This window comes from Microscilla marina ATCC 23134 (assembly GCF_000169175.1).
GTDB lineage: Bacteria > Bacteroidota > Bacteroidia > Cytophagales > Microscillaceae > Microscilla > Microscilla marina.
This window is the reverse complement of the sequence record NZ_AAWS01000003.1, coordinates 224211-237277: the sequence shown is the minus strand read 5'-3', so window position 1 is coordinate 237277 and position 13067 is coordinate 224211. Positions and strand designations below refer to the sequence as shown.

The window sequence follows — 13067 nt, the reverse complement described above, 5'->3', positions numbered from 1 at the left end:
AAATGTGCCTGTAAAAATAAGTGCACAAATCTACAATTTTTATTCTAAAATCAATCAAAAAGGCCATTCATTACTTCACAACCTGTGCAGGGTTACCAAATACGGTTTCGCCTTCGGCTACATCTTTTATAACTACCGAGCCAGCACCTATACGGGCATTTTTGCCTATTTTTACACCACTTACTACAGTCACGCCTGAGCCAATAAAGGCACGCTCACCTATTTGCACACTTGCGCCTATATTGCTACCTGCACCTACTTGTACAAAGTCACCCAACTGTGCCTTATAGTTTACCACAGCATTGGGTTGTATCAAACAGTGATTGCCCAATACCGCTTGACTATTGACTACGGCTCCCATGTGTACAAAATTGCCATGACCGATCTCAGCTGTAGCTGCAATCATTGACTGTGCGTGTACTGCATTGGAGGGCATGACCTTGCGACGGTCGTTGAGCATTTCAACGATCGACTCGCGGTAGTCGTTGTCGTCAGACGCCACAAAAGCTGCGCATTTTTTACCAATTAGTTTTAAAAAGCCATCATCGTCGGGGTTACCCAACACACTCACATAATTTATTTCGGTACCGTGTAATTCTTCTTCTTCATCCAGAAAACCATACACTACTACGCCATTGCTTTGAAAAGCATCTAAGGCAGCGGCACCCAATCCACCTGCGCCAAAAATAATTACAGGGAGTTTATCCATTGTATATCTATCAAGTTAATAAGTTACAATATTGCGCTTGTGTGAGCATGTATTTGCTCATTGAACAACATACCCCACTAGTGCATTAGGGATTAAATAAGTTGCTTATTAATTTGGATGAATTTTGTTTTCTGACGAGTCGTGAAAATGGCGGATAGTTCGCTTTTTGAATTCCGATGCATATCGGAACCTTAGCTATCTAACTTTTTTACGAGGAAGTCAGGGGGCAAAAGTCGCCAAACAATATGTGAGTAACTTAGTGCCTGATGCACTAGTTACTATCACCAACCTTAAGCGTCTTATCAACAAACACCTGAAGGTTATCAATTGCAACTTAGATTTATATTTTAGTAATGGTTGAAAAATAAGGTATCCATTTGGAGATAGAGATTTACCACTGAGGCAAGATGGCAACATCCTGTGGATGTTGAGCCAGCTTGCGCGACGGTTGCGTTCGTAGCAGCGCTACGAGCAATAAAAATAACGAAGTGTCAGTAGTAAAGGTCATTTCCTAAATCGAAAGCTTACAGTCCCGATGAATCGGGGATTATTTTTTGTCCATTACTTAGTTAAAACTACACCGTTACGTCGGCCTTGTGCGAAGCGTCTTGAGTTTTGTTAAACTCTTGCTTGGGCTTAAGATTTTTAGCCGCAATTTTTAGACGAGTACCCAAAGGAATCAGTTTACTGATTGCCAATATGAGTCGGTTTATTCGTCCAGTTACTACTTGCGCTTTGCCTTTTAGCATTGCCTCTATAGCTTTGGGGGCTATGTCTTCGGGATTGAGGATAGATTTTTTTGCCAACCCTTTCAAGTCCCCATTACGGGCTTTGTTAATAGAGTTGGTATTGGTGCCACCAGGACACATCACTGTTACCGAAATGTTGGAATCGGCAAGCTCGGTTCTGAGGGCACGGGTAAAGTTATAAATAAACGCCTTTGAAGCCCCATATACCGCCTGATAAGGTACTGGCTGAAACGAAGACATACTGCCCAGGTTCATCAAATAGGCTTTGGGGTGTTTTTGTAGCTCAGGAATAAACAAACGGTTGAGCAACACCAACGCCCGCATATTGAGCTGCATAAGTTTGTCAAAAAACTCGGGGCTGGCATAGTCGGCAAAAGCGCCTGCATAACCAAACCCGGCATTATTGATGAGTATGTCTACTGCGTATCCTTTTTGCTGTGTCCACTCGTGCACCTCATAAGGGGCATTTTCTTGAGTAAGATCTATCCCCAGATATTCGGTTTTTACATGATAGGTATCACGAATGTGTTGGGCGGTTTTTTCAAGTTGTGGGGCGGGCAATGCCACCAATAGTATATTCATCCCTCGTTTGGCACAATCTTCGGCAAGGGCTCGCCCTATGCCTTCGCTGCCTCCGGTAATGAGGGTATAAGTTTCGTTTTGCATGTTTATTCAAGACTGTAAATAGTAGCAAGTAATTAGCTATCAGCTACAAGTATGACGTAAGTTACTTGTTAGCGCGCAATTACAAGTGTTTATTAGTGGTGTTTTAAGTATGACTAAGCACTTAAAATACAGCACATGATTGTTGGATGTCTACCACTTAAGCATTTTGTGCTTGAGCATTGTTGTTTTCCAGGGCGGCCAACCATTCCATTGTTTGCCGGATGCCTTCGTCCAATGAGGTAATTTCATACCCCAGTTCTTTTTCGGCTTTGGCACTACTCAGCCCCCAGTGATAGGTGTATTTTTTAGCATATTTTGGTGTAATAAGCGGCTTCATGTTAAAAAGCTTGGCTTTTGCCAATTCAAAATTTGACACAATCATCATCAACCATACCGGGGCATTCATCAATTTGAGCTTTTTTGGGGCATGCTTGCCCAATGTGTCAAACAACTGCTTGTAAGAGGCATTGATACCACCTATGATGTAACGCTCACCTGCCCTTCCTTTTTCCATCGCCAGTATATGCCCGTTTACTACGTCATTTACATACACATAGTTGCCTAATTTGGTGCCATCGCCAGGGCTCATTTTCCATTTACCCTGGTAATACAATTGCATCAGGCGAGTAGCCGCGTTGCTTTCGCTCAATAAACCCGGACCATATACACGGGTGGGGTTTACAATGACAATGTCTTGTCCCTGGGCAGCCAATTCTCTGATTTTTTCTTCAGCTTCGGTTTTGGTACGCTCATAATGGTTAAAAAACTCAATGTTACGGGGGGTAGCTTCATCTACAGGTTGGTCAGGGGTAGAAAAACCAAACACGCCTCCGGTAGAGGTAAATACGGTACGTTGTACGCCCGCTTTTTGGGCGGCGGCCAATACATTCATCGTCCCGTCTACATTGATATGGTCGTGTAGCTCTGGCTGTTTGGTAAACACTTTGGCGAAAGCCGCCAGGTGATAGGCTTGTTGGCAAGACGCCATAGCGCGATCTATACTATTGCTGTCCAGCAAATCACCCTCAAAAAATTTAATGTTGGGGTGTTGCAAATCCCCGGTTTGAGAAGAAGAGCGACAAAGCGCATGGATGGTGTGTCCTTGTTCGGCGAGTTTTTGGGCCAACAACCTGCCTATGTAGCCAGTAGCCCCTGTCATAAATATATTCATATTTCTAAATAAAATACCTCTGCTGAATTTTCTCAGAAATTTTCAGGGGGCAAAAGTAGGAAAAAGAATTATCAATAGTGAACAAAGGCTGTATAATCTGACCTTAGACAAGGCTTACTTTTGTTTTTGCCACCAAAGCTTTGCGCCAAGCGGCTTTTTGTGTAAGCTTATTTTTTTGCCATTTTTCAATGTAATTTTTAATACCTTGATGTTGTAAACGTCAAAAAACCATTGATAAAAACTACAGTTGTCAGTAAAGAAATTAGTCAGAGGTTGGTCATTGATTTGTACTACTTCATCGTTGAGTTTTACTCCCTTTGCTGAGGCATCGGAGGGCAAGTACAACGATCCTACAGTAAGTTTACCTTTAGAACGCTTAAACAGGGCTCCCACAACTGATGGCCAAAGTGCTATAGGAGCCGTAGGAATCCAAAGCAGGCGCTTATGAGGGTAATCTATTTTTACTTGAAAGCTTTGCATAATACGGTTGCCTATTTTTTTGTTTACATAGCGTCCAAGCTCCACCGGAACCTTCAATGGAGGTAAACTACCCACCTTTACCGAGTCAAGCGTAAGCACATAGGTAGTGTCGAGCCGGGTACCATACAAACCTTGTGTGGTGCCGTCAAGCAATTTGGTAGAAGGCATACGCTTGAGCCACCCGGCTTTGAGCCCATCGCTTACCCTTAAGTCTAGCCCTCCTGATGAGCCGGAGTCAAACAATACATTTCGAATGGTTTTGCCCTTGATTTGCATATCAAAATAGATTCTTCCAGTACTTCCGGTTTTAAAAGCAAAAGATTTAGGGTTGTTTTGCAGGTAATAGGGCTGATTGGTAAAAATTAATGTTTGCTGGGCATAGTCAATGGTCCAGTTGCAACGGGCTATGATATTGGTGCCTATAATGCCTCCTTCGGCAATACAGGGCAAAACAGAGGTACTGTCATAGTCTACTACCAGCCCCGCTATGTTTTTAAACTTTACCCCTCCCAAGGTAAAGTTTTGAATGTTCACCAGTTCAAGGGTTTTTCGCCGCTTGCGCGAATCGCCAACTTTCATTTTAGCACGCGGTTTTAGCCCAAGCTCTTGTACCACCTTACGCGACAACACGGTTACGCCTGCCCCTGTGTCCCAAATAAACCGGTAAGTACGTTGATTGTTGAGGGTGGCTTTTACCACTATCATGCGTTTGGTGTTTACATAGGGCAGTTGCTGGGTAAAATCACTTGTTTGTACTTTGGCTTTGCGAATCATACGAAACGCTTTGGGTGTACAGCTTGCTCCACAGCAGCCCATGATCCATACAAAAATAAAGTAGCGCATAGTTCAATGTTTTTTTGAGTTTGTTGTAGCACTGGCGAAACATACAAAAGCCCTGACGGGATGCCAAGGCTTGAGGATTTTTGTGTCTACTGTTTTTAAGGAACATGTTCAAAATAAGTGTCGAGATTGAGGGCGTATACTCGACTGAGGCACTTTTTGCAGTCGTAGCCATAGCTACGGCGAAAACCGATGGCTGCAGCCCTGCTGCGCCGAGCTCTGCCAAAGGCTAAAAGTAACGAAAGTCAGTAAAGAGAACCGCAGAACGAAGTTCAAGCTCTGCGAAGCTAATATGTTCTAAACCGGACAGCTTCAAAGTCCCGATTTCTTATCGGGGTTATTGTTGAGGGCTATGCCCGAAATCCCGTTTACGGGGCGATCACGTTCCTAAGCTGGTAATAGCACCAATTCGGTGTTTTCGTCAATGCTTAGTACCACTTTTTTTGCGGTAAGGCTTTTGATGGCAATTTTTTGCTGTTTGCCTCGGTCAGATTTGATAAAAAGAACTTTACCGTCTTCTATCACTTTCCAGGTACCTACTTCGGGCTCGCCGTCTTTTTCAAACACTATACGGTATTTGCCATCTGGCTTAAACTCATACACCATTTGGGCTGCTTTTTGGACAATGCCTTGCTTAAGTTTATCTATATGTTTTTTGCCCATTTTGGCGTAATGCTGTTTTGCCCGTTTTTTTATTTCGGTTTCAGGGTCAAACGAGGGTTTCCACTTTTTGGCAAGGGTATTTTCGTATTGACTGGGACCACAGCTTAACAATAACAAATTGAAGCATACCATCAGGCATGCCTTCCACACATTCTTTCTTTTCATCTCGTTGTCTAATAATTCAGGTTTTATTTAAAAGGGATGAGCGTCATAGCTTTGCCCAGCGAGTCACTGCCTATGGCCAGTGTAAGCTTGGCATTGGTGAGCTCCTTGATGTACAAAATAGTGCTCCCTCCTTTGCTATCGGTCAGCAACAACCTTTTACCATCTTCGGCAAACTCCCAAGAGCCTTTTTCGCGCGATTGTGTTTTGTTGATAATGTATTTTTTATCTTTGGTAAACTCATAATATGACTTGCTGTAAATGTCTTGCAACATTTTATCAAGTTCTTCTTGCTCTTCTTTTGTATTTTTTTCGAGGTCTTTGGGGTCTAGCTGCGACGCTTTTTTTATTTCGTTGATGGAGGCAAACTGCCATTTATTGACCAACAATTTTTTAGTGTTGTTGCGTTCGCAAAAAGGCAACCAGGATACCAGTAGGATACCCAAAATACTTTTGATGCTTAGAGACATAATTTAATGATTTAGGGAATGAACAAACAATAGTAAATCAGGCAGGTATCAGTACCAGTACATCCTCTGCGTCTTTTATCTTTAACTTTACTTTGCCAGGAGTAAGTATTTCTATGCTCAACTCGTCTTTTTGCCCTTGTGCCGAGTGTAGGATCAGTTTCTTAGCATCGCTGCTCATTTCCCACTTTCCTTTACCGGGCACTTCATCGGGTTTGGTAATGGTGTAAGTCTTATCTGCATTGAACTCATAAAACGAGTTGTTAGCCGCGTTTTTCATTTCTTTAAGCTCAAATTCATCCAGTTTTTTTTGCTGCGCTGGGGTATACATTTCGTCAAACGACTCTTTCCATTTTTTAGCAATCACTTGCTCAGGAGTTGCCTTTTGGTTGTCTTTAGGCGTTTTTTTCGTCTCAGTCTTGCGGTCGTTGTCAGTCTGGGTGGCATCATTGGCAGGCTTACCTGCATTGCCACAACCCAGTAGCAAACACATGTTGATAGTAAATACAATAATTGAAGTAATTTTCATTGGTGTATTATTGAGGTTTTCGTTTCATCCCAAAGTTGACAGAAGTCGTGCAAAAAAACAACCCCTGACAGGTTTATCTCTTGAACTTAAATTTAATAAGGCTCAAGCACAATGTCAGTTCTGCGCATCCCATAGTCGGTTCCTACCCTTAATTGCTCATTGGTGAGCTTTTTCACCACCAACTTGAGTTCTTTGCCGTCGTCATAAGTAATCGTCAGTAGCTTTCTATCGGCACTTAGCTGCCACTTGCCCGTATCTGTCCTGTTTTTGTGTATTTTCTCAAACCGTCCGTCTGTATGAAAATAATACTCTATTTGGGTAGCTTCGCGAATCTCTTCTTTTTTGTCGTCGGATAAATTATCGTAAAACTGTCGCTCTTCGGCAGACATTGCCTCTACCTGTGCCTGGTGCGAAATTTTCCATTCCCCCACTACAGTAGTTCTCTCTTGCTCGTTTCCTCCTGCACAGCTTTGTAGCCATCCCACAAGTGCAATCATACATATCATCTTAATTTTGTAAAAATACGGCATAGTTTACTTGGGTTTTTCACACTGGGTAAAAAATCACAACAACGAAAATTTAAACAGGTGCGTGTACAAAAATACAAAAACCATTTGAAACAATCGCTCAATGGTTTTTGCAAACAGTATTTAAAGGGCATATCCCCCTTTTATTTTTTTGCTTTCAGGTACATGGGTTTACCGTCTTTAAAGTCAAGTACCAATTGGTTTTTTGTCAGTTTTTTAATGGTGACCCTTTTTACAAAACCTCCATCTTTAGTCATGAGCAACAGTTTGCCATCTGCTACTTTCCACCTTACCAAATCAGGACTAGAGGCTGCAGTCATAGTACCGTCGGCTTCAAACTTGTAGGTAACCTGCTCGCCTATCAGGTTTTTCATGGCTTTGGTCGATTCGGCAAGCTTGGCACGATCAGCTTCGTTTTTTAGCTTGGCATTGGCTTGTATAGCGTCCAGGTCTATTGTCCAGCTTCGGGCAATCAGTTCACTTTTATCGGCGCAAGCCACTACCAGTAGCAGCAAGGTAAGCACGCAGGCACCTTTATAGATATATTTCATAAGGTTTATTGTTTTTTATGGTGTAACATTGTTTACAATAGTCCATAGTATTTAGTCGATAGTCCATAGCTGATTCAAGTAAATGTTCACCTTGTTAAATGCTGTAAACCAGTATTTAACATTAAGATTGTGTACTCACTTTATCTTTAAAAGTGTTTCGGTTGTATGCCTAAACACCCAATTAAATAGTTTTTAAATTCATAAATAACTGATAAACAGCAAACAACTTTGACTAAAATCACTGCGGAGCATTGTGTTTAACAATAATGCTTAAATTTGGCTTAAAACGCAAAAACCACCCAACAGTGTTGTCAGATGGTTTGGGTACTAAAGGGTACATAAGTTTTGATACAAATACTGCCCTTGAGTTTACTTTTTGGGCTTCAGGTATATTTTTTTTTCTTCCCCTTCTTTTGACAATACCAGTTGTTCTTCGGTGAGCTTTACAATGTTCATTGCGCTTACTTCTTTGCCTTCTCCATCTAGTATTTTCACTTGGTTGCCTTCAATTTTCCACTTTCCGGCATCTGCTCCAATCATTTTTCCACCTGCTCTAAAGGTGCCGTCGGGTTTAAACTCAAAAAGTACCAGGTTCTCAGCTAGGCCTTTGCCTATATCACCTATCTTGTCTAATACCGACTTCTCTTTATTTTCGGCCTCAGCTTTACCTGCGTTCAGGTCAATTACCCAGGCTTTGGCAATGAGCTTGTTTTTGTCTGCACATGAAGCCATCAAAACGACCAAAGTAAACATTAAAAGACCTTTTAATACGTTTTTCATTATTTTTGATTGTTATAAGGAACGGACAAAAAATAACTTTTCGTTTTAAAGGCAACTTTTCAATCCTAATGAGCTTTGCTGAGTATTGCCTTTAAGCGGCTCATCTCAGAAAGAAGCCTCTATTGCGAATAAATCACTTATTTTTAAACCACTCCTAAATTAGAAATTTATTAAATACCTTGTCCAAAACGAAAGCGAAACTACAAATTAATTTAAAGATTTTGCAGTAAAAACTAAAGTATAAGTCACCCCATTTTTGTTCTCTAGTGTAAGTTCGGCATTTAACTGACTTGCCAGTAAATTAATAAGTTGCATTCCCAAAGATTTTGGGCGTTTGAGGTCTGGGATTTCCTGAAAACCCTTGCCGTTGTCACTGATTTTGAACACCACCTGATTGCGGGAGTTTTTATTAATGTTTACATTAATGCGACCACCTTCTACCCCGGCAAAAGCATATTTAAACGAGTTGGTCATTACCTCATTGGTGATCAAGCCCATAGGCATAATCGTATCAATGTCAAGTTTGATGTTTTCTATGTCCAGGTCTATCATTACCTCGTATCCTCCATACAAGCCCGAAATTTGTCCTACCAGGTCTTTGAAATAATCGTCTACTGCGATACTGCTTAAGTCGTTAGAGGCATACAGTTTTTGGTGTACCAAAGCTATAGAGAAGATTCGGTTTTGGCTATCTTCCAATATTTTTTTCATCTGGTCATCGTCCAGATACATCGCCTGAATGCTCAACATGCTGGCTATTACCTGCAAGTTATTTTTTACCCGGTGATACACTTCTTTCAGCAAAATATCTTTCTCCTCCAAAGAGGCCTTCAACTGCTGCTCTGACAGTTTTTGGTTGGTGATGTCGCGTAAAGAACCAAAGGTGCCTATAATGTTGTTGCGCTCGTCGTACAAAATCTGGGGATTGATCTCAAACCATAGCTCGCGGTCGTCTTTTGCCTTAAAGCGTACCTCATAGGTTTTACCAATGTTTTCGTTGTGCCATATTTTCTGATAAAGAGTAAATACCACTGCGCGGTCGTCGGGATGTAAAAAATGAGTAAAAGGCTTCTGCAGACTTTCAAGGTTGGTATATCCGGTGATAGTTTCCCAGGCAGAGTTTAAAAAAGTAAATTCCCCATCTTCATTGGTCTGAAAAATGACTTCTCCGATATTTTCTACCACAAACCTGTAACGCTCTTCGCTGTGCTTGAGTTGCTCTTCGGCCAGTTGCTTTTCACGCTCTACCTCTTGGTTTTTCAAGGCATTTTTTATTGCCGAAGGCAAACGGGTCAAGCTATGCTTTAGGATATAATCATTGGCACCTTTTCTTATGCAGTCTACGGCTACCTCTTCGGTTTGCGACCCTGTCACCAATATAAAAGGAATTTTATGCTCTTGTTCTGCCAATAGCTCCAGGGCTTCTATAGCATTGAGCTGAGGCATACTAAAATCTGAAATAATAATGTCGGGTGCAAACTCCGAAATATGGGTAATCAACTCTGTCCGAGTATCTGCCCGTTTTGCCACAAAGTGTAGCTTTGCCTTGTGTAACTCTCGCTCTATGAGTTCAGCATCGTATACATTGTCTTCCAGTAATAGAATATGAAGGGCTTGATCCATGTCGGGTTAAGTTCAGTGAGGATAATATGTTTAAACATGAGTTTACGGCTGTATTTTCAGTGATCTTTCATAAATAATTTGAGCCATTAAAGTGTATCTATTGCCCTCATTCTTCTCAAAAAAAAGCCCCATAGCTTTGGCTATGCACCGTTTTTTTTGAATCGTCTGAGAACAATATATTTTCTTAAATTGGCACATCTTATTTTTTCCAGATCACTCAGCAATGCGACATCGGTTTTACTGGGTGGGCTGATTGCGAATCACCCAATACATGCCTACGTCTACCACTGCTTCTACAAATTTGTCGAAAGCTACGGGTTTTACAATATAGCTATTTGCCCCTGATTTATAGCTTTCGGCAATGTCAGGTTCCTGGTTTGAGGAAGTAAGCATTACCACAGGAATTAACTTGGTTTTTTCATGTGCCTTGAGCACCTTTAATACCTCCAACCCATCTATTTTAGGTAGCTTTATGTCTAACAAAATCAACTTAAGGCTTGCCGGAAAAGGCTGATCAATGTATGTACCCCGCGAAAAAATAAAGTCAAGCGCTTCTTCGCCATCCAGCACATGATGAATTTTGTTGCAAACATTTTTGCGTTTGAGCGCTCTTATGGTGAGCTCTGCATCGTTTATACTGTCCTCTACCAACAGTATATCTGTTCCTGTGTTCATTGGTTCGTTCAAATAATAAATAAGTAAACTTGCATAACCATCTGATAATCAACGTTATTTAAAAATCGCTAGGATGCATCAAGGTCAAATATTATCTTCTCTTACAGGGTGAAATTCTTGAAAAAGCAAACAACACTACACCTGCTTTACTATGCTTTCGGGGGGCAGGGTAAAATAAAACTGTGTACCCTTATTTGGCACACTTTCTACCCATATTTTACCCTTGTTTTTGGTCACAATCCTATGTACAATTGCCAAACCTACCCCAGTACCGGCAAACTCCTCTTTACGGTGCAAACGCTGAAACACCCCAAACACTTTATGGGCATAGCGCATGTCGAAGCCTACCCCATTGTCTTTGATATAATAAGCACAAGTACCATTGATGTACTTTTGCCCTATTTCAATCATTGGTGGACAACTGTTTTTGCTAAACTTCAAGGCATTTGATATAAGGTTTATCCATAGCTGCTTTAGCATAGCCATATCGCTTTTGATGTGGTTGAGCGGATAAACAGTAATTTGACTCTCAGTATGTTCACCCAGGCGCGTAAAATCATGTATAATCTCTTTGACCAGTTCGCTCATATCAAAAGTATTTTTTTTCACTTCTTTCCGGCTTACCCGCGAAAAAGCCAGCAAATCATCAATCAGCTCTGCCATTTGTTTACTATTGTCAGAGATAATGCCCAGCAAACGTTTGCCCTCTTCATCAAGCACTTCGGCGTAATCTTCGGCCAGTATTTTCGAAAAACCATCAATAGAGCGTAAAGGAGCCCTTAGGTCGTGTGACACCGAATAAGAAAACGACTCCATTTCTTTGTTGGCTGTCTCCAGCTCTTGGGTTTTCTTTATAAGCTGTTGCTCATTGCGTTTATTGCGGGTAATGTCGCGCCCCACCGCCTGATAACTCATCAACTGACCAGAGTTTTGATCAAAAATACCACAAAAACTCCAGTTGTGCCAATGTATTTCCTGGTTGAGTACTATTCTAAAGTCAAGGTTAACTATCTCGTTTTCGGGCGTAATAGATTTAATCGCCTTCTCAATTTTGTTGCGGTCTTCTTCGGGAATGGGGGGAAGCAAAGTAGTGCCTACCAACTCGTCACACGTTTTTTTGAAATAATGGCAATAGGCATCGTTTACAAAGGTGAGTTGCCCATCGGTGGTAAATCGGCAAACCAGTTCGGTTTCGGTTTGCACAATGGCCCTGTATAAACGCTCACTGTTGAGTAGCGCCTCTTCGGTTTGTTTGCGTTTGGTGATATTTTGCAGATGGCATATATAGTGTAAAGGAGCATTTTCGCGGTTTTTCACCAACGACATGCTCAATATAGCTGATACTACGCCCTGTTTTTGAGTAAGCAAACGTAGCTCGGTTTGGTAGTGCTCTTGCTCCGATTGCTCTATATGCTGCTGAATGGCGGCAAAGCTCAAGTGCCCCTCTTTGGGGTGCACAAAGTTATACAACATTTCTTCTATTAACTCGTCTTCGTTGGCATTCAGCATTTTACACAAAGACCGATTGACTCTAATGAGCCTACCGTGGATATCTACCAAGGCCATACCAATGGGGGCAAACTCAAAAGCTCGCCGAAACCGGGCTTCGCTTTCTATAATATCAGTCTCATACTTCTTGTTTTTCGAAATATCTTTCGACACACAGAGTATCTCTTTAATCTCATGGTTTTTGGCGTCTCTGATTACCTTATTCAAGGTTTTGAACCAAATAAATTCATGGTCTTTGCGACGTATCCGGTATACAAAAGTAGTATAGCCTTCGTTTTGGTGCGCAATATCAAATTTGGTTTTCAACGAAGGTAAATCATCTGGGTGAACCAGGTCGCACGGCATTTTACCTACCATTTCTTCGGGGCGATACCCCAGCAAATGAAAACAACGGGGAGATACATAAGAACACTCTCCAGTGATGGTATGACGCGAAATAAGGTCGTTTGAATTGTCTGCAAGCAAGCGATAGATCAAACGACCATCATTTTCTCCTTCTTGTAAGCTTGATTTCATATTGCCAGGGGTCTTTTATTCAATAATATTTTTGTAGATAAATAGCGCTCATTCATTGTATATTAATTACACTCACTGGTGAGTGAATACTTATAACACCCACAACTAAAGTGCCTGCTAATGTAGGATAGTTTCAAAGAAAATTAAAAAAACGGAAAAAATCGTTCACCTAAGGATAATTCATCAGGTTTTACTTAATTTTACCCAATAAATAATTGGAAAAACGAGTATGTGTAATATTGATATTCCTTAGAGGTAAGAAAATAACCTGGTCTATTGGATCAAGCAAAGACATGTCATTTGCCCCATGATAAATATATTGAAAACTTGGCAAAAGTCATTTTTACCACATAATCAGCAATATTTTGGAATAAAACTAAGTTTGGTGAGCCTCAACAGCCGTTCCTTTTGCTTCAGGTCAAAAGGAACCAAACCGAAGCCCTTTTTGGG

Annotated in this window: 13 protein-coding genes; all 13 read right to left on the bottom strand. The window is 41.2% G+C overall.

Going from position 1 to position 13067, the window contains the following annotated elements:
• Positions 1-70: 70 nt before the first annotated feature.
• A complete protein-coding gene (locus tag M23134_RS03615; RefSeq protein WP_002693996.1) occupies positions 71-709 on the bottom strand; it encodes an acetyltransferase in 639 nt (212 codons plus the stop codon).
• A 575-nt stretch (positions 710-1284) separates the two neighbouring features.
• A complete protein-coding gene (locus M23134_RS03610; RefSeq protein WP_002693995.1) occupies positions 1285-2124 on the bottom strand; it encodes an SDR family NAD(P)-dependent oxidoreductase in 840 nt (279 codons plus the stop codon).
• 157 nt (positions 2125-2281) lie between these two features.
• Positions 2282-3295, bottom strand: a complete 1014-nt coding sequence (locus M23134_RS03605; RefSeq protein ID WP_002693994.1) for an SDR family oxidoreductase — start codon at positions 3293-3295, stop codon at positions 2282-2284.
• A 114-nt stretch (positions 3296-3409) separates the two neighbouring features.
• A complete protein-coding gene (locus tag M23134_RS03600; RefSeq protein WP_002693993.1) occupies positions 3410-4618 on the bottom strand; it encodes a retropepsin-like aspartic protease in 1209 nt (402 codons plus the stop codon).
• A 384-nt stretch (positions 4619-5002) separates the two neighbouring features.
• Positions 5003-5443 (bottom strand): lipocalin-like domain-containing protein, encoded by a 441-nt coding sequence (locus M23134_RS03595; RefSeq protein WP_045112929.1) that lies wholly within the window; start codon positions 5441-5443, stop codon positions 5003-5005.
• A 23-nt stretch (positions 5444-5466) separates the two neighbouring features.
• On the bottom strand, positions 5467-5910 hold the full coding sequence (locus M23134_RS03590) for a hypothetical protein (protein ID WP_002693990.1): 444 nt from the start codon (positions 5908-5910) through the stop codon (positions 5467-5469).
• A 37-nt stretch (positions 5911-5947) separates the two neighbouring features.
• Positions 5948-6436 (bottom strand): hypothetical protein, encoded by a 489-nt coding sequence (locus M23134_RS03585; protein WP_002693989.1) that lies wholly within the window; start codon positions 6434-6436, stop codon positions 5948-5950.
• A gap of 92 nt (positions 6437-6528) precedes the next feature.
• On the bottom strand, positions 6529-6933 hold the full coding sequence (locus M23134_RS03580; RefSeq protein WP_002693988.1) for a lipocalin-like domain-containing protein: 405 nt from the start codon (positions 6931-6933) through the stop codon (positions 6529-6531).
• Positions 6934-7106: 173 nt separating this feature from the next.
• A complete protein-coding gene (locus tag M23134_RS03575; protein ID WP_002693987.1) occupies positions 7107-7514 on the bottom strand; it encodes a lipocalin-like domain-containing protein in 408 nt (135 codons plus the stop codon).
• Positions 7515-7883: 369 nt separating this feature from the next.
• Positions 7884-8294, bottom strand: a complete 411-nt coding sequence (locus M23134_RS03570; protein ID WP_045112927.1) for a hypothetical protein — start codon at positions 8292-8294, stop codon at positions 7884-7886.
• 207 nt (positions 8295-8501) lie between these two features.
• A complete protein-coding gene (locus tag M23134_RS03565) occupies positions 8502-9917 on the bottom strand; it encodes a sensor histidine kinase (protein ID WP_002693984.1) in 1416 nt (471 codons plus the stop codon).
• Positions 9918-10154: 237 nt separating this feature from the next.
• Complete coding sequence (locus tag M23134_RS03560; RefSeq protein WP_002693983.1) at positions 10155-10592, bottom strand: response regulator; 438 nt, start codon at positions 10590-10592, stop codon at positions 10155-10157.
• Positions 10593-10727: 135 nt separating this feature from the next.
• Positions 10728-12617 carry a PAS domain S-box protein gene (locus tag M23134_RS37480; protein WP_002693982.1) on the bottom strand — a complete coding sequence of 630 codons (1890 nt, stop codon included), beginning with the start codon at positions 12615-12617 and terminating at the stop codon, positions 10728-10730.
• Between the last annotated feature and the right edge of the window lie 450 nt (positions 12618-13067).

Coding starts and splice junctions, on each gene's coding strand:
- M23134_RS03615 (WP_002693996.1), bottom strand. CDS start 709: ATGGATAAACTCCCTGTAATTATTTTTGGCGCAGGTGGATTGGGTGCC.
- M23134_RS03610 (WP_002693995.1), bottom strand. CDS start 2,124: ATGCAAAACGAAACTTATACCCTCATTACCGGAGGCAGCGAAGGCATA.
- M23134_RS03605 (WP_002693994.1), bottom strand. CDS start 3,295: ATGAATATATTTATGACAGGGGCTACTGGCTACATAGGCAGGTTGTTG.
- M23134_RS03600 (WP_002693993.1), bottom strand. CDS start 4,618: ATGCGCTACTTTATTTTTGTATGGATCATGGGCTGCTGTGGAGCAAGC.
- M23134_RS03595 (WP_045112929.1), bottom strand. CDS start 5,443: ATGAAAAGAAAGAATGTGTGGAAGGCATGCCTGATGGTATGCTTCAAT.
- M23134_RS03590 (WP_002693990.1), bottom strand. CDS start 5,910: ATGTCTCTAAGCATCAAAAGTATTTTGGGTATCCTACTGGTATCCTGG.
- M23134_RS03585 (WP_002693989.1), bottom strand. CDS start 6,436: ATGAAAATTACTTCAATTATTGTATTTACTATCAACATGTGTTTGCTA.
- M23134_RS03580 (WP_002693988.1), bottom strand. CDS start 6,933: ATGATTGCACTTGTGGGATGGCTACAAAGCTGTGCAGGAGGAAACGAG.
- M23134_RS03575 (WP_002693987.1), bottom strand. CDS start 7,514: ATGAAATATATCTATAAAGGTGCCTGCGTGCTTACCTTGCTGCTACTG.
- M23134_RS03570 (WP_045112927.1), bottom strand. CDS start 8,294: ATGAAAAACGTATTAAAAGGTCTTTTAATGTTTACTTTGGTCGTTTTG.
- M23134_RS03565 (WP_002693984.1), bottom strand. CDS start 9,917: ATGGATCAAGCCCTTCATATTCTATTACTGGAAGACAATGTATACGAT.
- M23134_RS03560 (WP_002693983.1), bottom strand. CDS start 10,592: ATGAACACAGGAACAGATATACTGTTGGTAGAGGACAGTATAAACGAT.
- M23134_RS37480 (WP_002693982.1), bottom strand. CDS start 12,617: ATGAAATCAAGCTTACAAGAAGGAGAAAATGATGGTCGTTTGATCTAT.